The 18919-nt window shown below is 54.9% G+C and carries 10 protein-coding genes, 7 tRNA genes, 3 rRNA genes and 1 riboswitch; of the genes, 4 read left to right on the forward strand and 16 right to left on the reverse strand.

The genetic code is table 11. The features are described 5' to 3' along the window. Positions 1 to 8: 8 nt before the first annotated feature. The 5 genes from rrf to AABM54_RS18975 all read right to left on the reverse strand — a co-directional run bounded on the left by rrf (position 9) and on the right by AABM54_RS18975 (position 5311). A 5S ribosomal RNA gene (gene rrf / locus AABM54_RS18955) occupies positions 9 to 124 on the reverse strand. A gap of 158 nt (positions 125 to 282) precedes the next feature. Continuing rightward, positions 283 to 3174 (reverse strand): 23S ribosomal RNA (locus AABM54_RS18960). Positions 3175 to 3427: 253 nt separating this feature from the next. After that, positions 3428 to 3503: transfer RNA gene (locus AABM54_RS18965), tRNA-Ala, on the reverse strand. A 30-nt stretch (positions 3504 to 3533) separates the two neighbouring features. After that, positions 3534 to 3610, reverse strand: a tRNA-Ile gene (locus tag AABM54_RS18970). Positions 3611 to 3772: 162 nt separating this feature from the next. Next, a 16S ribosomal RNA gene (locus AABM54_RS18975) occupies positions 3773 to 5311 on the reverse strand. The 16S, 23S and 5S rRNA genes sit together here with 2 tRNA genes alongside, the layout of an rRNA operon. Positions 5312 to 6703: 1392 nt before the next feature. On the opposite strand from AABM54_RS18975, the gene AABM54_RS18980 reads away from it, so the two are divergent. Continuing rightward, positions 6704 to 7546, forward strand: coding sequence for a 5'-nucleotidase, lipoprotein e(P4) family (locus tag AABM54_RS18980; RefSeq protein ID WP_347906258.1), 843 nt, complete (start codon positions 6704 to 6706; stop codon positions 7544 to 7546). 237 nt (positions 7547 to 7783) lie between these two features. On the opposite strand, the gene AABM54_RS18985 is transcribed toward AABM54_RS18980, so the two are convergent. After that, positions 7784 to 7860: transfer RNA gene (locus AABM54_RS18985), tRNA-Arg, on the reverse strand. A 138-nt stretch (positions 7861 to 7998) separates the two neighbouring features. After that, on the reverse strand, positions 7999 to 8583 hold the full coding sequence (gene phnN / locus AABM54_RS18990; protein ID WP_347906259.1) for a phosphonate metabolism protein/1,5-bisphosphokinase (PRPP-forming) PhnN: 585 nt from the start codon (positions 8581 to 8583) through the stop codon (positions 7999 to 8001). Positions 8584 to 8970: 387 nt separating this feature from the next. Between phnN and AABM54_RS18995 the strand changes: the two genes are divergently transcribed. Continuing rightward, complete coding sequence (locus AABM54_RS18995; protein WP_347901530.1) at positions 8971 to 9297, forward strand: Arc family DNA-binding protein; 327 nt, start codon at positions 8971 to 8973, stop codon at positions 9295 to 9297. 156 nt (positions 9298 to 9453) lie between these two features. On the opposite strand, the gene mgtE is transcribed toward AABM54_RS18995, so the two are convergent. Beyond that, positions 9454 to 10896: a magnesium transporter gene (gene mgtE / locus AABM54_RS19000; protein ID WP_347901531.1), complete on the reverse strand. Its 1443-nt coding sequence runs from the start codon at positions 10894 to 10896 to the stop codon at positions 9454 to 9456. A 320-nt stretch (positions 10897 to 11216) separates the two neighbouring features. On the opposite strand from mgtE, the gene AABM54_RS19005 reads away from it, so the two are divergent. Continuing rightward, positions 11217 to 11732, forward strand: coding sequence for a cell envelope protein SmpA (locus AABM54_RS19005; RefSeq protein WP_347901532.1), 516 nt, complete (start codon positions 11217 to 11219; stop codon positions 11730 to 11732). Between the two features lie 19 nt (positions 11733 to 11751). On the opposite strand, the gene AABM54_RS19010 is transcribed toward AABM54_RS19005, so the two are convergent. From AABM54_RS19010 to ltaE, 8 genes are all read right to left on the reverse strand, one after another. Continuing rightward, positions 11752 to 11828 (reverse strand) — tRNA-Arg (locus AABM54_RS19010). 71 nt (positions 11829 to 11899) lie between these two features. Next, positions 11900 to 11976 (reverse strand) — tRNA-Arg (locus tag AABM54_RS19015). Positions 11977 to 12047: 71 nt separating this feature from the next. Next, positions 12048 to 12124, reverse strand: a tRNA-Arg gene (locus AABM54_RS19020). A gap of 107 nt (positions 12125 to 12231) precedes the next feature. Continuing rightward, positions 12232 to 12322, reverse strand: a tRNA-Ser gene (locus AABM54_RS19025). Positions 12323 to 12384: 62 nt separating this feature from the next. Beyond that, positions 12385 to 12573 (reverse strand): carbon storage regulator CsrA, encoded by a 189-nt coding sequence (gene csrA / locus AABM54_RS19030; protein WP_002554426.1) that lies wholly within the window; start codon positions 12571 to 12573, stop codon positions 12385 to 12387. A gap of 186 nt (positions 12574 to 12759) precedes the next feature. After that, positions 12760 to 14001 (reverse strand): aspartate kinase, encoded by a 1242-nt coding sequence (locus AABM54_RS19035; RefSeq protein ID WP_347901533.1) that lies wholly within the window; start codon positions 13999 to 14001, stop codon positions 12760 to 12762. A gap of 90 nt (positions 14002 to 14091) precedes the next feature. Beyond that, positions 14092 to 16710 carry an alanine--tRNA ligase gene (alaS, locus tag AABM54_RS19040; protein WP_347901534.1) on the reverse strand — a complete coding sequence of 873 codons (2619 nt, stop codon included), beginning with the start codon at positions 16708 to 16710 and terminating at the stop codon, positions 14092 to 14094. A gap of 146 nt (positions 16711 to 16856) precedes the next feature. Next, complete coding sequence (gene ltaE / locus AABM54_RS19045) at positions 16857 to 17873, reverse strand: low-specificity L-threonine aldolase (protein WP_347901535.1); 1017 nt, start codon at positions 17871 to 17873, stop codon at positions 16857 to 16859. A gap of 215 nt (positions 17874 to 18088) precedes the next feature. Continuing rightward, positions 18089 to 18260, forward strand: a riboswitch (FMN riboswitch). A 121-nt stretch (positions 18261 to 18381) separates the two neighbouring features. On the opposite strand from ltaE, the gene AABM54_RS19050 reads away from it, so the two are divergent. Next, complete coding sequence (locus tag AABM54_RS19050; protein ID WP_347901536.1) at positions 18382 to 18891, forward strand: 6,7-dimethyl-8-ribityllumazine synthase; 510 nt, start codon at positions 18382 to 18384, stop codon at positions 18889 to 18891. The last annotated feature ends 28 nt before the right edge of the window (positions 18892 to 18919 follow it).

Raw genomic sequence — 18919 nt, forward strand, 5'->3', positions numbered from 1 at the left:
GAATTTAATCTTGACGATGACCTACTCTCACATGGGGAAACCCCACACTACCATCGGCGATGCATCGTTTCACTACTGAGTTCGGGATGGGATCAGGTGGTTCCAATGCTCTATGGTCGTCAAGAAATTCGGTAGCCAGCTCGTGTGCCTTTCGGTTCACGCTCCAGCGAATGGGGATGTGATAGATCTCGGTGCTTTGTGAATCGCAAACTTTCGGTTCGTTTCGTCTTCACACACCGCAATCTGGCGCTCTCTCGAGTCACTAAATTGCTTGGGTGTTATATGGTCAAGCCTCACGGGCAATTAGTATTGGTTAGCTCAACGCCTCACAGCGCTTACACACCCAACCTATCAACGTCGTAGTCTTCGACGGCCCTTCAGGGAACTCAAGGTTCCAGTGAGATCTCATCTTGAGGCTAGTTTCCCGCTTAGATGCTTTCAGCGGTTATCTATTCCGAACATAGCTACCCGGCAATGCCACTGGCGTGACAACCGGAACACCAGAGGTTCGTCCACTCCGGTCCTCTCGTACTAGGAGCAGCCCCTCTCAAATCTCAAACGTCCACGGCAGATAGGGACCGAACTGTCTCACGACGTTCTAAACCCAGCTCGCGTACCACTTTAAATGGCGAACAGCCATACCCTTGGGACCGGCTTCAGCCCCAGGATGTGATGAGCCGACATCGAGGTGCCAAACACCGCCGTCGATATGAACTCTTGGGCGGTATCAGCCTGTTATCCCCGGAGTACCTTTTATCCGTTGAGCGATGGCCCTTCCATACAGAACCACCGGATCACTAAGACCTACTTTCGTACCTGCTCGACGTGTCTGTCTCGCAGTCAAGCGCGCTTTTGCCTTTATACTCTACGACCGATTTCCGACCGGTCTGAGCGCACCTTCGTACTCCTCCGTTACTCTTTAGGAGGAGACCGCCCCAGTCAAACTACCCACCATACACTGTCCTCGATCCGGATAACGGACCTGAGTTAGAACCTCAAAGTTGCCAGGGTGGTATTTCAAGGTTGGCTCCACGCAGACTGGCGTCCACGCTTCAAAGCCTCCCACCTATCCTACACAAGCAAATTCAAAGTCCAGTGCAAAGCTATAGTAAAGGTTCACGGGGTCTTTCCGTCTAGCCGCGGATACACTGCATCTTCACAGCGATTTCAATTTCACTGAGTCTCGGGTGGAGACAGCGCCGCCATCGTTACGCCATTCGTGCAGGTCGGAACTTACCCGACAAGGAATTTCGCTACCTTAGGACCGTTATAGTTACGGCCGCCGTTTACCGGGGCTTCGATCAAGAGCTTCGCGTTAGCTAACCCCATCAATTAACCTTCCGGCACCGGGCAGGCGTCACACCCTATACGTCCACTTTCGTGTTTGCAGAGTGCTGTGTTTTTAATAAACAGTCGCAGCGGCCTGGTATCTTCGACCGGCATGAGCTTACGGAGCAAGTCCTTCACCCTCACCGGCGCACCTTCTCCCGAAGTTACGGTGCCATTTTGCCTAGTTCCTTCACCCGAGTTCTCTCAAGCGCCTTGGTATTCTCTACCCAACCACCTGTGTCGGTTTGGGGTACGGTTCCTGGTTACCTGAAGCTTAGAAGCTTTTCTTGGAAGCATGGCATCAACCACTTCGTCACCCAAAGGGTAACTCGTCATCAGCTCTCGGCCTTAGAATCCCGGATTTACCTAAGATTCCAGCCTACCACCTTAAACTTGGACAACCAACGCCAAGCTGGCCTAGCCTTCTCCGTCCCTCCATCGCAATAACCAGAAGTACAGGAATATTAACCTGTTTTCCATCGACTACGCTTTTCAGCCTCGCCTTAGGGACCGACTAACCCTGCGTCGATTAACGTTGCGCAGGAAACCTTGGTCTTTCGGCGTGGGTGTTTTTCACACCCATTGTCGTTACTCATGTCAGCATTCGCACTTCTGATACCTCCAGCAAGCTTCTCAACTCACCTTCACAGGCTTACAGAACGCTCCTCTACCGCATCACCTAAGTGATACCCGTAGCTTCGGTGTATGGTTTGAGCCCCGTTACATCTTCCGCGCAGGCCGACTCGACTAGTGAGCTATTACGCTTTCTTTAAAGGGTGGCTGCTTCTAAGCCAACCTCCTAGCTGTCTAAGCCTTCCCACATCGTTTCCCACTTAACCATAACTTTGGGACCTTAGCTGACGGTCTGGGTTGTTTCCCTTTTCACGACGGACGTTAGCACCCGCCGTGTGTCTCCCATGCTCGGCACTTGTAGGTATTCGGAGTTTGCATCGGTTTGGTAAGTCGGGATGACCCCCTAGCCGAAACAGTGCTCTACCCCCTACAGTGATACATGAGGCGCTACCTAAATAGCTTTCGAGGAGAACCAGCTATCTCCGAGCTTGATTAGCCTTTCACTCCGATCCACAGGTCATCCGCTAACTTTTCAACGGTAGTCGGTTCGGTCCTCCAGTTAGTGTTACCCAACCTTCAACCTGCCCATGGATAGATCGCCCGGTTTCGGGTCTATTCCCAGCGACTAGACGCCCTATTAAGACTCGCTTTCGCTACGCCTCCCCTATTCGGTTAAGCTCGCCACTGAAAATAAGTCGCTGACCCATTATACAAAAGGTACGCAGTCACCCAACAAAGTGGGCTCCCACTGCTTGTACGCATACGGTTTCAGGATCTATTTCACTCCCCTCTCCGGGGTTCTTTTCGCCTTTCCCTCACGGTACTAGTTCACTATCGGTCAGTCAGTAGTATTTAGCCTTGGAGGATGGTCCCCCCATATTCAGACAAAGTTTCTCGTGCTCCGTCCTACTCGATTTCATGACTAAGAGATTTTCGCGTACAGGGCTATCACCCACTATGGCCGCACTTTCCAGAGCGTTCCGCTAATCTCAAAGCCACTTAAGGGCTAGTCCCCGTTCGCTCGCCACTACTAAGGGAATCTCGGTTGATTTCTTTTCCTCAGGGTACTTAGATGTTTCAGTTCCCCTGGTTCGCCTCTTAAGCCTATGTATTCAGCTTAAGATAACCATCTTATGATGGCTGGGTTCCCCCATTCAGACATCTCCGGATCAAAGTCTGTTTGCCGACTCCCCGAAGCTTTTCGCAGGCTACCACGTCTTTCATCGCCTCTGACTGCCAAGGCATCCACCGTATGCGCTTCTTCACTTGACCATATAACCCCAAGCAATCTGGTTATACTATGAAGACGACATTCGCCGAAAATTCGCATGCTCTCTTAATCAAGAGCAACTCACAAATTTTACCTTAGCCTGATCCGTTACCAGTGAAAGTAACGTCCAGTCTATCTTTCTATCACATACCCAAATTTTTAAAGAACGATCTAATCAAAGACTAGAAATCAACATTTAACCTTCATCCGAAGGAAATGCTCATTTCTAAGCTCTAACGCAGAAACAGCAGTAAGTGGTGGAGCCAAACGGGATCGAACCGTTGACCTCCTGCGTGCAAGGCAGGCGCTCTCCCAGCTGAGCTATGGCCCCGTATTTCTACAGGCGTTTCCCACACAAAATTGGTGGGTCTGGGCAGATTCGAACTGCCGACCTCACCCTTATCAGGGGTGCGCTCTAACCAACTGAGCTACAGACCCAATTTCGAGCTACTAAGGCCGACCTCACCCTGCTCCTTACCACAAAGCATGGGGTACGCTCTAACCAACTCAGCTACAAACCGATACAGGCTGCTTCTATCGTCTTCTTCAATGAATCAAGCAATTCGTGTGGGAGCTTATGCAGCAGCTGATGTCGTCGATTAAGGAGGTGATCCAGCCGCAGGTTCCCCTACGGCTACCTTGTTACGACTTCACCCCAGTCATGAATCACACCGTGGTAACCGTCCTCCCGAAGGTTAGACTAGCTACTTCTGGTGCAACCCACTCCCATGGTGTGACGGGCGGTGTGTACAAGGCCCGGGAACGTATTCACCGCGACATTCTGATTCGCGATTACTAGCGATTCCGACTTCACGCAGTCGAGTTGCAGACTGCGATCCGGACTACGATCGGTTTTATGGGATTAGCTCCACCTCGCGGCTTGGCAACCCTCTGTACCGACCATTGTAGCACGTGTGTAGCCCAGGCCGTAAGGGCCATGATGACTTGACGTCATCCCCACCTTCCTCCGGTTTGTCACCGGCAGTCTCCTTAGAGTGCCCACCATAACGTGCTGGTAACTAAGGACAAGGGTTGCGCTCGTTACGGGACTTAACCCAACATCTCACGACACGAGCTGACGACAGCCATGCAGCACCTGTCTCAATGTTCCCGAAGGCACCAATCCATCTCTGGAAAGTTCATTGGATGTCAAGGCCTGGTAAGGTTCTTCGCGTTGCTTCGAATTAAACCACATGCTCCACCGCTTGTGCGGGCCCCCGTCAATTCATTTGAGTTTTAACCTTGCGGCCGTACTCCCCAGGCGGTCAACTTAATGCGTTAGCTGCGCCACTAAGAGCTCAAGGCTCCCAACGGCTAGTTGACATCGTTTACGGCGTGGACTACCAGGGTATCTAATCCTGTTTGCTCCCCACGCTTTCGCACCTCAGTGTCAGTATCAGTCCAGGTGGTCGCCTTCGCCACTGGTGTTCCTTCCTATATCTACGCATTTCACCGCTACACAGGAAATTCCACCACCCTCTACCATACTCTAGCTCGACAGTTTTGAATGCAGTTCCCAGGTTGAGCCCGGGGATTTCACATCCAACTTAACGAACCACCTACGCGCGCTTTACGCCCAGTAATTCCGATTAACGCTTGCACCCTCTGTATTACCGCGGCTGCTGGCACAGAGTTAGCCGGTGCTTATTCTGTCGGTAACGTCAAAACAATTACGTATTAGGTAACTGCCCTTCCTCCCAACTTAAAGTGCTTTACAATCCGAAGACCTTCTTCACACACGCGGCATGGCTGGATCAGGCTTTCGCCCATTGTCCAATATTCCCCACTGCTGCCTCCCGTAGGAGTCTGGACCGTGTCTCAGTTCCAGTGTGACTGATCATCCTCTCAGACCAGTTACGGATCGTCGCCTTGGTGAGCCATTACCTCACCAACTAGCTAATCCGACCTAGGCTCATCTGATAGCGCAAGGCCCGAAGGTCCCCTGCTTTCTCCCGTAGGACGTATGCGGTATTAGCGTCCGTTTCCGAGCGTTATCCCCCACTACCAGGCAGATTCCTAGGCATTACTCACCCGTCCGCCGCTCGCCACCAGGTACAAGTACCCGTGCTGCCGCTCGACTTGCATGTGTTAGGCCTGCCGCCAGCGTTCAATCTGAGCCATGATCAAACTCTTCAGTTCAAACATCTTTGGGTTTTTAAGAAACCCTAAACTTGGCTCAGCAATCGTTGGTTACATCTTTGATTTCTCGCGGAGTAACTTGTGACGCTGATAATCTTGTTGACTATCAGTCTGACTGCACAAGCACCCACACGAATTGCTTGATTCAGTTGTTAAAGAGCGGTTGGTTAAGACCTTTCGTCTCAACCGAGGCGCGCATTCTACAGCAGCCTCTGTTGCTGTCAAGTGATTATTTTCAGAAGCTTTCGAAGAATTCTTCAACAACTTCAACCACTTGCGCTTCCGATCTCTCGTCAGCGGGAGGCGAATTCTACAGCGTTACTCGCTGTTGTCAACCCCTCTTTTTCTCCGCTTTCGATCGAGAAGACCGAACCGTTAAAAGAGCCAAACTACACCGCTCTTTCAACTCCTTCCAGGCTTCGATGAACTGAAGCAACCCGCTGCCGAAAACTGCGTAACTCTTTATTTACCAAGGAGTTTTCCGTTTCGACTGCGCCGGAAGTGGGGCGAATTATAGACTTCCAGAATCTGCCGTCAAGGGTTAATTACGCTTTTCTATCAGAGCACCAGGAAACAGCTGTCGGCGCCAAGAACGATACCCCCTACCGGCGCGCATAAAGGAACGCACATGATCGATGGTCCCCAGGGCCGCGCTGACCGTGAAGGTCATGGGAGTGGTCTATTTGATCTGGTTTGGATGCCGATTGCTGGTCAAAGCCGAGAAGAACCCACTTGTACCCAGTAGTAATAGTGTCGCCAGAAACTTTCTGGCCGTCATTCGCTCAAGGGGTCGTGACCAACATCACCACCCCTGAGCCCATAGCTTTATATGCTGCTGTTTTTCAGCGGCAGCTCCCACCCACGTTTCACAGGGCACGTTCTTGTTCACGCGGGCAGTTACAGTTGTGGTTTCGATGACCTGGTATGGCGTGGTCGCAATCGCCCTTTCGCAACCCAAGGTCGCTGCTTTATATAAACGGGGAAAGAAAGCAATCGATCGGCTTTGCGGCGGCTCGATTCTTTTCTTGGGAATCCGGCAACTGGCTCGACAAGCACACGATTGAGTTTCAAGCCGGACCGAGCCCTCTTTCTATGACGTCTGAGGACGTCATCGCAGCCTTCACCAATGAATGCACTTTTACACCCTCGACTGAAAGCGGGCGCCAGATCCTAACGCGCTCAAACCTGAGTGCTGGGTGGAGCGACAGCTCAATACTTCAATCCAGGAGCGGAGCTGGCATCTACCCCTTCTAGATTCCAGAGCATAAGGCGAAAATTACGCCTCATTGATCTAAAAACGCGACACCTGCATTGAGCGCAAGCGCAGGGTGATATAGAACACCCTGGCAGTGTTTGTTGAAGCTGCTCAATCCTCGCTTTAAGGGCTCAACTGTGAAAATAAAAATAACTAAAACCTTGATCACCCCCTTGCTCTTCCCGCTTCTGATGCTTCAAGGGGCACCAACCTTTGCCGAACAGGTCGCCGCCGTCCCTCCATCCAATCTTTTGACCTCCGCCGTCGCCTGGAAGCAAACAGCAGCCGAGTTCGAAGCGCTTTACTATCAAGGCTTCAACATGGCGAGAATGCAGTTGGATCGAGCGCTCCAAGCCCACAAAGATGGCGATCTCCCTTTAGCTATCATCAGCGATGTCGATGACACCGTTTTGAGTAGCAATAGCTACTGGGGCTACATGATCAATTCGGGGAAAGAGTTCTTCGACGACGATGCCTGGGACAAATGGGTTGCCGAGAATGGCCCTGTCGCCACGCCAGGAGCGTTGGATTTTCTGAGTTACGCACAATCGAAGGGGGTAGACGTTTTCTACGTCACCAGTCGTGATCAAGGCGAAAAGACCTATGAGTACGCCTTGGCGAATCTGCGCAAAAACAAACTGCCTTTTGCTGATGAAAAGCACCTGACGGTTTATCGTGACAGCTCTAACAAAGAACCACGACAAACAGAAATCGCCAAAAATTATGACGTGGTCGTGATGCTGGGTGACAACCTCAACGACTTCAAGCGAAAGTACTACGTCGCTGACGTCAAGCAGCGCAATAGCCTGATGACTGAAGATAAGGAGCAATTCGGCCGCAAGTTCATCATCTTCCCGAACCCTACTGACGGGCACTGGCTCAAGGCGATTTTTGGTGACTCCGAACCACCCGCCACTCCGGAAAATCGCGCCAAGTTCAAGGCGGCGGCCAGCTCAACAGCCTGGCAGTTGAAGCAGTAACAGGGGCTTACTTTCAGCAACCCGCGCGGATGCACCTACCCCTCTCGGAATCGCCCTCGAACACGGAGGACATCTTACACACGGCAACCCCGTCGCATTCTCGGCCCGCATAAAAAAGCCCCACTAGGTATAACCCAAGCGGGGCTTTTTGTTGCCTGAAGCATTCCTACTGCACCCACCCTGCACCCATGAGAGTTAAGCGGAGAAATAAGAAGCTGCTGGAGGTCTTGAAAAATATGGTGTCCCAGGGCAGGTTCGAACTGCCAACCTTCCCCTTAGGAGGGGGATGCTCTATCCAATTGAGCTACTGAGACACAGGTGACCGCAATAGAATACGGTGCGATAGACGGCGTGCATGTTAAACGCGATACCTGATTTTGTCATGTCATCTGCAGGGCTTTTTCAATGTAGGCATAGGTCGATAAGCAATTCGGAAGCAGTGTGTCGCAAAGTCAAACCGACTCCAGTTTTCCAGCAAGACCTTCCTGCCTGAGCAAACCCAGAAAACGCTCAACCGTTACTCCCAACGCCTCAGAGTTATCCAATCTTAAAATCCCTTCTGCACCGCCCCCTGATGCCTGCACCCAAAACAGCGAGTTGCGCTGCAATCTCGAGTCAATCTCTTCGGCACTTTCGCGATTGCGACGCTGGAGTCGATCACGCAAAACCTCGGCTTTGACTGTCAGCAACACCGGCAACAGCTTTGGGAACCGCGCTTGCGCCTCGGCCAGATACCCTCGCGAGCCATTGACTAGCACGTTACGCCCGGCACCCAACCACTGATCAATCTCGACAGGAATACCATAATCGAGGCCATTGGCGTGCCAGCTCAAGGCAAAACGCCCTGCCTCCCTGAGCCTGCGGAACGCTTCCGGCGAAACACCCAGCGCCTGCTCCCCCATGGACTCTTCCGATCGGGTAATGATCCGCCGCGCCACTTCGCAATTCATCTGAAGCAGAGAATCTCGCGCCGCGTCGATAAGGCTATCCTTACCAGAGCCAGACGGCCCCATGAGATAAATCAGTCGCCCTGGCATCCGCTCATCACCCCGCGTCGATTGGCTACCTAGTAAATCGGCCATTTGCCACTATCCTGTATAAGGTAAGGAACAAAGATCGAATCCGCATAGCATGCACGCTCAGGAGTGTTTCGGCACCCACCTGTCGGGTAACAGGACGCGGTCAGAAATAGAGGCTGGGGTGGTCTTTTCAAACCAGTCCGCATTTCTGATAATTGGTGCTGGCATAACGCCTTTATCCAGTTCAATATTTGTCACAGAATTGACGCCAATGATCTGGCAATTTTGAGGCATGATGCGGGCCTCAAATCAATTCAGGTTGAACATTTGGCAGCGATGCTTGTCCTACTGAACATCCTGCGGCCAATTCCGAGAACCGCTCCCCTGAACTAACCGGTTAAATATATGCGCCCATTGAAACAGGCAATTTATTCCAGCCGTACGGCTGACAAGTTCGTCGTACGTCTGCCAGACGGAATGCGTGAACGCATTGCCGAGGTGGCTCGCAATCATCACCGCAGCATGAATTCCGAAATCATCGCACGCCTGGAACAGAGTCTTATTCAGGAAGGCGCACTGGGTGAAGAATTGAGCATGCGACTGGACAGCCCCGAGCTGTCGCTACATGAACGCGAACTGCTTCAACGCTTCCGTCAACTTTCCCACCGCCAGCAAAACGCGCTCGTTTCATTGATCGCGCACGATGCTGAAATGGCCGCAGAAGCCTCCTGATTTCATCCCGAAAGCTCAAGCCAGCGTAAAGCTGGCTTTTTTTTGCCTGCAATTCAGCCCCATAAACACCGATGGCGCCCATGGGGCGCCATCGAACTATCACTCAACACCTGGAAATCCAGGGCCGCTAGCCCTGGAAGGTCGTGCAAAAGCGACTCAAAGCAGAAAAATCGTCGCCAGCCCAAGAAAGATAAAGAACCCGCCACTGTCGGTCATCGCAGTAATCATCACGCTAGCCCCCATTGCCGGGTCGCGGCCAAGGCGCGCCAGAGTCATGGGAATCAGAACCCCCATCAACGCCGCCAGCAGCAAGTTAAGTGTCATGGCGGCCGTCATGACGACTCCCAACGACCAACTGCCATACAACAGATAAGCGACGACGCCGATCACCCCGCCCCAAACCAGACCGTTGATCAAGCCTACCGCCAACTCCTTACGCATCAAGCGCGAGGTGTTACCCGTACTGACCTGGTCCAGCGCCATGGCGCGCACGATCATGGTGATCGTCTGGTTACCCGAGTTGCCACCGATACCGGCAACAATCGGCATCAACGCCGCCAGCGCCACCAGCTTCTCGATAGACCCCTCAAAAAGCCCAATGACCCGGGAAGCAACGAAGGCCGTGATCAGGTTGACCGCCAACCACGCCCAACGGTTGCGCAAGGATTTCCAGACTGACGCAAAGATATCCTCCTCTTCGCGCAGACCCGCCATGTTGAGTACTTCGTTTTCGCTCTCTTCACGAATCAAGTCGACCATTTCGTCGATGGTCAGACGGCCGATCAACTTATCGTTCTTGTCCACCACAGGTGCGGAAATCAGGTCGTAACGTTCGAACGCCTGAGCGGCGTCATAGGCATCTTCGTCCGGATGAAAACTCACCGGATCGCTGGCCATGACTTCCGAAACCTGCTTATCCGGATCGTTGACCAGCAGGCGCTTGATAGGCAGCACGCCTTTGAGCACGCCGTCATAATCGACCACAAACAGTTTGTCGGTATGCCCAGGCAGCTCTTTCAAACGACGAAGGTAACGCAATACCACTTCAAGGCTGACATCCTCACGGATCGTCACCATCTCGAAGTCCATCAGCGCACCGACCTGCTCCTCGTCATAGGACAACGCAGAGCGGACGCGCTCACGCTGCTGACCATCAAGGGTCTCCATCAACTCGTGGACGACGTCTCGCGGCAGCTCAGGGGCCAGGTCAGCGAGTTCGTCAGCGTCCATCTCCTTGGCTGCAGCCAGGAGTTCGTGATCATCCATGTCGGCGATCAGGGTTTCACGAACCGAGTCGGACACCTCGAGCAAAATGTCGCCATCGCGCTCGGCCTTGACCAACTGCCAGACAGTCAGACGCTCGGCAAGTGGTAACGCTTCAAGGATGTAGGCGACGTCGGCGGAGTGCAGATCATCGAGCTTGCGCTGCAACTCGACGAGATTCTGCCGGTGGACCAGGTGCTCGACCCGATCATGATGAGGACCTTCCTGGCGATGAGTCAGGTCTTCGACCACCCGCTGGCGCTGCAGCAGCTCAACAACTTGAGCAAGGCGGTCTTGCAGGCTTTCTTGCGTTTTCTTTACTTCAACTTCGGTCATAGGCGAACTCCACTCCCAGCAGCGGGGCACGCCGGAAGGATCAATCAGTCAATTCATGATTGGCAAAACGAGGTAATGAGTAACTACTGGGTAAGTCCATGGAGGTATTCCACAAGCCCCGGCGGGGCTGACGGGCGCAATCATACACCGCTTGACGGCTTTAAACGTTAAAAAATCATGGAGAGAACAAGCGCTTGCGAGACATATCTGAGCCACACCTGAATCCATGCAACTGCGACGACGCATCCTGAAAGGAAAACACACCGCCACCGCAAAAAGCAGCGGCTAACCTGTGAGCACACCGTCACGGAGGACGCTGAATGCCACCGACTGCATTTGCTGCTTTAACCCTGTCCCTGCTACTGATCACCCCCCTTCAAAGCGCCGCCACAACCATCCACCGCTGTGAGGACAGCAGCGGCCATATCACCTTCACCACGCTCAACTGCAGTCATGGCCAGAGCCTTTCACTGCAAAACATCGAACGCCCCAGCCTCTTCAGGCAAGACCCGACTCCACCAGGTGGCAACTACCAAGAAACATCCGGCACAAAAGTAAAAAAGCAGACCCCGACCATTGTCGGCCAGCCAGATGACACATGCGGACATCTGATCGATGCCAGACAGAGGCGCGTAGCGATCATCAACCAGCGAATAATCAGGGGCATGAGCCAGCAAGACGTAGAGAGCGCCTTGGGCAGACCGGACAAAATCAATATTCGGGATACGACGACACGTTATCGCTACGAGACCAAAAAGGGTCGCAGTGCCGAAATCGTGTTCGATGAGAAAGGGTGTGTAAAAGGTAAATCCCAGACAGCAAAAAGCCCGCGTTAGACGCAGGCTTTTTGGTGTATGGTGCACTCGACAGGATTCGAACCTGTGACCGCTCGGTTCGTAGCCGAGTACTCTATCCAGCTGAGCTACGAGTGCATTTGTGTTTTTAAACCAGACCACAACTGGCTGAAGCCAAGTTACCTGCATGACTGCAAACAACTCTTAAATGGTGCACTCGACAGGATTCGAACCTGTGACCGCTCGGTTCGTAGCCGAGTACTCTATCCAGCTGAGCTACGAGTGCATTTGTGTTTTTAAATCAGACCACAACTGATTGAAGCCAAGTTGCCTGCATGACAGCAAACAACTCTTAAATGGTGCACTCGACAGGATTCGAACCTGTGACCGCTCGGTTCGTAGCCGAGTACTCTATCCAGCTGAGCTACGAGTGCATTTGTTGCCGCGCATTATAGACCGTCTAATCTCTATTCCAACCACTTTTTCTAGTAATTTCAACAACTTACCGAAAAAGCCAGATTACAACGAACTACGAAAATAATGGCGGAGAACGGGGGATTCGAACCCCCGACACCCTTTTGAGGTGTACTCCCTTAGCAGGGGAGCGCCTTCGGCCACTCGGCCAGCTCTCCGCAACACGGGGCGTATCTTAACCAACCTTTTCCCCGTTTGCAAACATAAAAAACGATAAAAATTAATGGCTTGGTTCTTCGTCCTTCTCTTTCTTTATACGCAGGTAGATTTCCTCACGGTGGACAGCTACCTCTTTGGGTGCGTTAACGCCAATACGCACTTGATTTCCTTTAACGCCGAGCACGGTCACAGTGATTTCGCCATCACCAATAATCAGGCTTTCTGCGCACCGACGAGTCAGAATCAGCATACCTTTCTCCTCACGCATTTCAGTTCAGGGACAACAGTCTGCAAAAAAAAGGCATTCGACCTACAACCAGAACGATCGCAGCCCTACACGCCTAAGTATTGACTAGCGCGAGCAAAAGAACAGTTTTGTGTCGCGCCATTCAAAAAAACAAAGGGCGCGGCCAGACCGCGCCCCCAGGGCAACGCATCACTCGCCCTGTCGGGCCGGTGCGTCCAGTTCGAAAGCTGTGTGCAGGGCGCGCACAGCCAGTTCCAGGTACTTCTCTTCGATCACGACCGAAACCTTGATTTCCGATGTCGAGATCATCTGGATATTGATGGTTTCCTTGGCCAGGGCTTCAAACATACGACTGGCCACGCCTGCGTGGGAACGCATGCCGACGCCGACAATCGATACCTTGGCAATCTTGGTGTCGCCGACGACTTCCCGGGCACCGATCTCGCGAGCGGTGTTTTCCAGCACGGCCTGGGCCGCCTGGTAGTCGTTGCGGTGCACGGTAAAGGTGAAGTCGGTGGTGTTATCGTGCGCGACGTTCTGCACGATCATGTCGACTTCGATGTTCGCGGCACTGATCGGCCCAAGGATCTTGAAGGCCACGCCCGGGGTGTCTGGCACGCCACGGATGGTCAGCTTGGCTTCATCGCGATTGAAAGCGATGCCGGAAATGATCGGCTGTTCCATGGATTCCTCTTCATCAATAGTAATGAGGGTACCCGGACCCTCCTTGAAGCTGTGCAGTACGCGCAGCGGAACGTTGTACTTGCCGGCGAACTCGACCGCGCGGATCTGCAACACCTTGGAACCGAGGCTGGCCATTTCCAGCATCTCTTCAAAGGTGATCTTGTCCAGGCGCTGAGCCACGGGCACCACACGCGGGTCGGTGGTGTAGACACCATCGACATCGGTGTAGATCTGGCACTCGTCAGCCTTCAAGGCCGCCGCCAGCGCCACGCCGGTGGTGTCGGAGCCGCCACGACCCAGCGTCGTGATGTTGCCGTGCTCGTCGACGCCCTGGAAGCCGGCGACAACCACTACACGACCGGCCTTCAGGTCACCGCGAATTTTCTGGTCATCAATCTGCAAGATACGCGCTTTATTGTGCGCACTGTCCGTCAGAATTCGTACCTGGTTACCGGTGTACGACACCGCTGGCACGCCGCGCTTGATCAGCGCCATGGCCAGCAATGCAATCGTCACCTGCTCACCGGTCGAAACGATCACGTCCAGCTCACGAGGGACCGGTTGATCGTCGCCACTGATTTGCTTGGCCAGATCGATCAGACGGTTGGTCTCGCCGCTCATTGCCGACAACACGACCACCAGGTCGTCGCCGGCATCGCGGAATTTCTTAACCTTGTCGGCGACCTGCTCGATTCTCTCGACAGTGCCGACTGAGGTGCCTCCAAATTTCTGTACGATCAAAGCCATTTCAAAGCCGCCTCTGCCCATGAAGGGCGCCCAATAATCACTCAAACAGCCGCCGGGCCCGCCACTAGACTGCGGGCTCGGCAAACTGCCTTATAAACCCTGCTCTACAAATGGAACGGTCAGTGCCAGTGCTGCATCCAGTGCGCCAGCGTCAGTACCACCGCCCTGCGCCATATCCGGACGACCACCGCCCTTCCCGCCCACTGCTGCAGCGGCTTGCTTCATCAAATCACCGGCTTTGAGTTGGCCAGTCAGGTCTTTGGTCACACCGGCAACCAGTACGACCTTTTCCTCATGGACACTGCCGAGCAGGATCACTGCGCGGCCGAGTTTGTTCTTCAGTTGATCGACCAGCGCCAGCAGCGCCTTGCCATCCTGGCCGTCGAGACGCACGGCCAGCACTTTCACACCGTTGACGTCCAGCGCAGAAGCCGACAGATCGTCGCCTGCCGCACTGGCAGCCTTGGCTTGCAACTGCTCGAGTTGCTTTTCCAGCAGACGGTTGCGCTCAAGCACAGCCGACAGCTTGTCGATCAGGTTGTCGCGGCTGCCCTTGACCAGGTTGGCCGCTTCCTTGAGTTGCTCTTCCGCAGCGTTCAGGTACGCCAATGCCTGCGCGCCAGTGACCGCTTCGATACGTCGCACGCCAGACGCCACACCGCCTTCGCTGATGATTTTCAACAGGCCGATGTCGCCGGTACGGTTGGCGTGAATACCGCCACACAGTTCGACGGAGAAATCGCCCCCCATGCTCAGCACGCGCACGTTGTCACCATACTTCTCGCCGAACAGCGCCATGGCGCCTTTTTGCTTGGCGGTTTCGATGTCGGTTTCTTCGGTTTCAACGGCGGAGTTCTTGCGAATCTCGGCGTTGACGATTTCTTCCAGCGCCTTGATCTGCTCAGGCTTGATGGCTTCGAAATGGCTGAAGTCAAAGCGCAGGCGCTGACTGTCGACCAGCGAGCCTTTCTGCTGAACGTGCTCGCCCAGCACCTGACGCAATGCAGCGTGCAGCAAGTGAGTCGCGGAGTGGTTCAGCGAGGTGGCGTGACGGACTTCGGCGTCCACGTGAGTTTCTACCGGTGCGCCCACGATCAGGCTGCCCGACGCCAGCACACCATGGTGCAGGAACGCGCCGCCGGTCTTGGTGGTGTCGCGCACGTCAAAACGCGCGCTGCCCGCCTGAAGGTAGCCGCAATCACCCACCTGACCACCGGATTCAGCGTAGAACGGGGTCTGGTCGAGAACGATCACGCCCTCTTCGCCTTCGCTCAGGGCATCAACCGACTGCCCTTCTTTATAGAGCGCAACGATTTTTGCCGCGCCGCGAGTGTCGGAGTAACCGGTGAACTCGGTGGCCACATCGACCTTGACCAAGGTGTTGTAGTCCAGACCGAAGGAGCTGGCCGAACGCGCACGTACGCGCTGGGCTTCCATTTCGCGCTCGAAACCTTCTTCGTCGATGGTCAGCTCGCGCTCGCGGGCGATGTCGGCGGTCAGGTCCATCGGGAAACCGTAGGTGTCATACAGCTTGAACACTACGTCGCCCGGCACCACGGTGCCTTTGAGTTCAGCCAGATCCTGTTCCAGGATCTTCAGGCCGTGCTCCAGCGTCTTGGAGAACTGCTCTTCTTCAGCCTTGAGCACGCGCTCGATGTTGGCCTGTTGCTGCTTGAGTTCCGGGAAGGCTTCGCCCATTTCGGCAACCAGCGCGGCAACGATCTTGTAGAAGAAGCTGCCGGTCGCGCCCAGCTTGTTACCGTGACGGCACGCACGACGAATGATCCGACGCAGCACGTAGCCGCGACCTTCGTTGGACGGCAGCACGCCATCGGCAATCAGGAAACCGCACGAACGAATGTGGTCGGAGACGACTTTGAGCGACGACTGGTCGTCATTGCTGCAGCCAATGGCCTGGGCCGATGCGCTCAGCAGGTTCTTGAACAGGTCGATTTCATAGTTCGAATGCACGTGCTGCATCACCGCACTGATCCGCTCCAGGCCCATGCCGGTGTCGACCGACGGCGCTGGCAACGGATGCAACACGCCATCGGCGGTGCGGTTGAACTGCATGAATACGTTGTTCCAGATCTCGATGTAACGGTCGCCGTCTTCTTCCGGCGAGCCCGGCGGACCGCCCCAGATGTCGGCGCCGTGATCGTAGAAAATCTCGGTGCAAGGACCGCACGGACCAGTATCGCCCATGGTCCAGAAGTTATCGGATGCGTACGGCGCACCTTTGTTGTCGCCGATGCGAATCATGCGCTCGACCGGGACACCAATGACCTGGGTCCAGATGTCATAGGCTTCGTCGTCGCTGGCATAGACCGTGACCCAGAGCTTTTCTTTGGGCAGTTCCAGCACGCCGGTCAGGAAGGTCCAGGCGTAAGTGATGGCATCGCGCTTGAAGTAATCGCCGAAGCTGAAGTTACCCAGCATCTCGAAAAAGGTGTGGTGACGAGCGGTGTAGCCGACGTTTTCCAGGTCGCTGTTCTTACCGCCGGCGCGGACGCACTTCTGGCTGCTGGTGGCGCGGGTATACGCGCGCTTTTCCTGGCCCAGGAAACAGTCCTTGAACTGGTTCATCCCCGCGTTAGTGAACAGCAGGGTTGGGTCGTTGCCCGGAATCAAAGAGCTGGAGGCTACACGGGTGTGGCCTTGCTCTTCGAAGAAGCGAAGGAAGGCTTCACGGATTTCTGCGCTTTTCATTAGGTTCTTCCACGGAGGCTGCGGCCAAAGGCCTGTGCGAATCGTCAACGGACGAAGCGACGGCAAAGGGCCGCATTATATCGGCCCCGCGCGCGCGGTACAGCGTGTTTATACGATAGAAACGGTCAATTGGACGGTCTGCATTGTCATTTACGGGGCGACTGACTGGAAAACTCGACGAAAGTCGCGATCACCTGTTCGATCTGCGCCCGGCTGATGTCCATGTGCGTCACCATGCGCAAGCGCGGGGCCGCGCTGAGCCTGATCCCGCGCTCGTCGGCAAAAGCCTTGATCGCATGGGCTTTGTCACCCATTTGCACGTAGACCATGTTGGTCTGCACCGGCTCGACCTCATACCCCGCCGCACGCAATCCTTCGGCCAAAAACTGCGCGTTGGCATGGTCGTCCGCCAGGCGCTGCACGTTGTGATCCAGCGCATACAGCCCCGCCGCCGCAAGGATGCCGGCCTGACGCATGCCGCCGCCGACCATTTTACGCAAGCGCCGGGCCTTGCCGATCAACTCGGCCGAACCGCACAGCACCGAGCCGATGGGCGCACCAAGCCCCTTGGACAGACACACCGACACCGAGTCGAAGTGCTGCGCGATTTCCCGGGCATCGACGCCCAGTTTCACCGCTGCGTTGTACAACCGCGCACCGTCCAGGTGCAGCGCCAAACCATGCTCACGGGTAAAACGGCGGGCCTGCGCCAGATACTCCAGCGGCAGCACCTTGCCCTGCATGGTGTTTTCCAGCGCCAGCAACCGGGTACGGGCGAAATGAAAGTCATCGGGTTTGATCGCCGACGCGACGTGCGTCAGGTCCAGCGAACCATCGGCCTGCACTTCAAGCGGCTGCGGCTGGATCGAACCCAGTACCGCTGCGCCACCGCCTTCGTATTTGTAGGTGTGGGCCTGCTGCCCGACGATGTACTCGTCGCCGCGCTCGCAATGGGCCATCAAGCCCAGCAGGTTGCTCATGGTGCCCGTTGGCACGAACAACGCGGCAGCAAAGCCCAGGCGCCCGGCCAGTTCGGCCTCAAGGCGATTGACGGTTGGATCTTCGCCGTAGACGTCGTCCCCGGTGGCTGCCGTGGCCATGGCGTCGAGCATCCCTGCGGTCGGTTGGGTGACGGTGTCGCTGCGAAGATCGATAACACTCATGAATCAGGCCTCGGAAGGGGGCGCCAGCCGCGCCGGCAAAAGGGGACAGTGTTGTCCATAAGGATTACTGCGGTCATCGGCGCAATTAATCAAGGCTCGATGCAGGAAAAGACGATGAGTGCCAACGAAAAAACCGATGACAATCATCAGAAAGGCGCAATGCATCGCCCAACAATATGTGTTAAAAACGCTGCGCCGCCAGAAAATCTGACGGCAAACGTTCTCAGGGCGGGGTGCAATTCCCCACCGGCGGTAATTGCGCGCAATGCGTATAGCCCGCGAGCGCTTGGCGATGTTCACGGCTTTGGCGGTGGATAGCGACAAGGTCAGCAGACCCGGTGTGATCCCGGGGCCGACGGTCATAGTCCGGATGAAGAGAGAACGGGATTGGCGCCATAGGGCCGCCCGTGGACATTCGTGCAGAGACTTGCGCGCCTGGCCTGTGCGCACCCTTAAATCCCATTCGATTCATATGCCCTGTTTTTCACACAAACAGGAGTCAGAACACATGCAACCCACCGCAATCGACAGCAAAAGCAAAACCCACGCAAACGAACGTGTCGCGTTCATTCAGGCCTGCTGGCACAAGGAAATTGTCGACCAGAGCCGTAAAGGCTTCGTCGCCGAGATGCTCGTTCAGGGCTACCAGGAATCGGATATCGATTTTTTTGAAGTCGGCGGTGCTTTCGAAATCCCGCTGCACGCCAAGCTGCTGGCCAAGTCCGGTCGTTATGCCGGCATCGTCGCGGCGGGCCTGGTCGTCGACGGCGGGATCTACCGCCACGAGTTCGTCGCCCAGTCCGTGATCAGCGGTTTGATGCAGGTTCAGCTGGAAACCGAAGTTCCGGTGTTCTCGGTCGTACTGACCCCGCACCACTTCCACGCCGGCGAAGAACATCAGAAGTTCTTCTTCGAGCATTTCGTGCACAAGGGCGAGGAAGCGGCGAAGACCTGCGCGGATACGCTGCACAAGGTGCGTACTTTTCGCCGTAGCGAGCCTCGCGCGATAGCCGTCTAAACACAAAACCTGTGGGAGCCGGCTTGCT

The sequence above is a fragment of the Pseudomonas purpurea genome (assembly GCF_039908635.1).
Lineage (GTDB): Bacteria > Pseudomonadota > Gammaproteobacteria > Pseudomonadales > Pseudomonadaceae > Aquipseudomonas > Aquipseudomonas purpurea.

Bases quoted from the DNA above. Each gene is read 5' to 3' on its own strand.
- phnN (WP_347906259.1), bottom strand. From the start codon at position 8,583: ATGCCAGGGCGACTGATTTATCTCATGGGGCCGTCTGGCTCTGGTAAG.
- AABM54_RS18995 (WP_347901530.1), top strand. From the start codon at position 8,971: ATGCGCCCATTGAAACAGGCAATTTATTCCAGCCGTACGGCTGACAAG.
- mgtE (WP_347901531.1), bottom strand. From the start codon at position 10,896: ATGACCGAAGTTGAAGTAAAGAAAACGCAAGAAAGCCTGCAAGACCGC.
- AABM54_RS19005 (WP_347901532.1), top strand. From the start codon at position 11,217: ATGCCACCGACTGCATTTGCTGCTTTAACCCTGTCCCTGCTACTGATC.
- csrA (WP_002554426.1), bottom strand. From the start codon at position 12,573: ATGCTGATTCTGACTCGTCGGTGCGCAGAAAGCCTGATTATTGGTGAT.
- AABM54_RS19035 (WP_347901533.1), bottom strand. From the start codon at position 14,001: ATGGCTTTGATCGTACAGAAATTTGGAGGCACCTCAGTCGGCACTGTC.
- alaS (WP_347901534.1), bottom strand. From the start codon at position 16,710: ATGAAAAGCGCAGAAATCCGTGAAGCCTTCCTTCGCTTCTTCGAAGAG.
- ltaE (WP_347901535.1), bottom strand. From the start codon at position 17,873: ATGAGTGTTATCGATCTTCGCAGCGACACCGTCACCCAACCGACCGCA.
- AABM54_RS19050 (WP_347901536.1), top strand. From the start codon at position 18,382: ATGCAACCCACCGCAATCGACAGCAAAAGCAAAACCCACGCAAACGAA.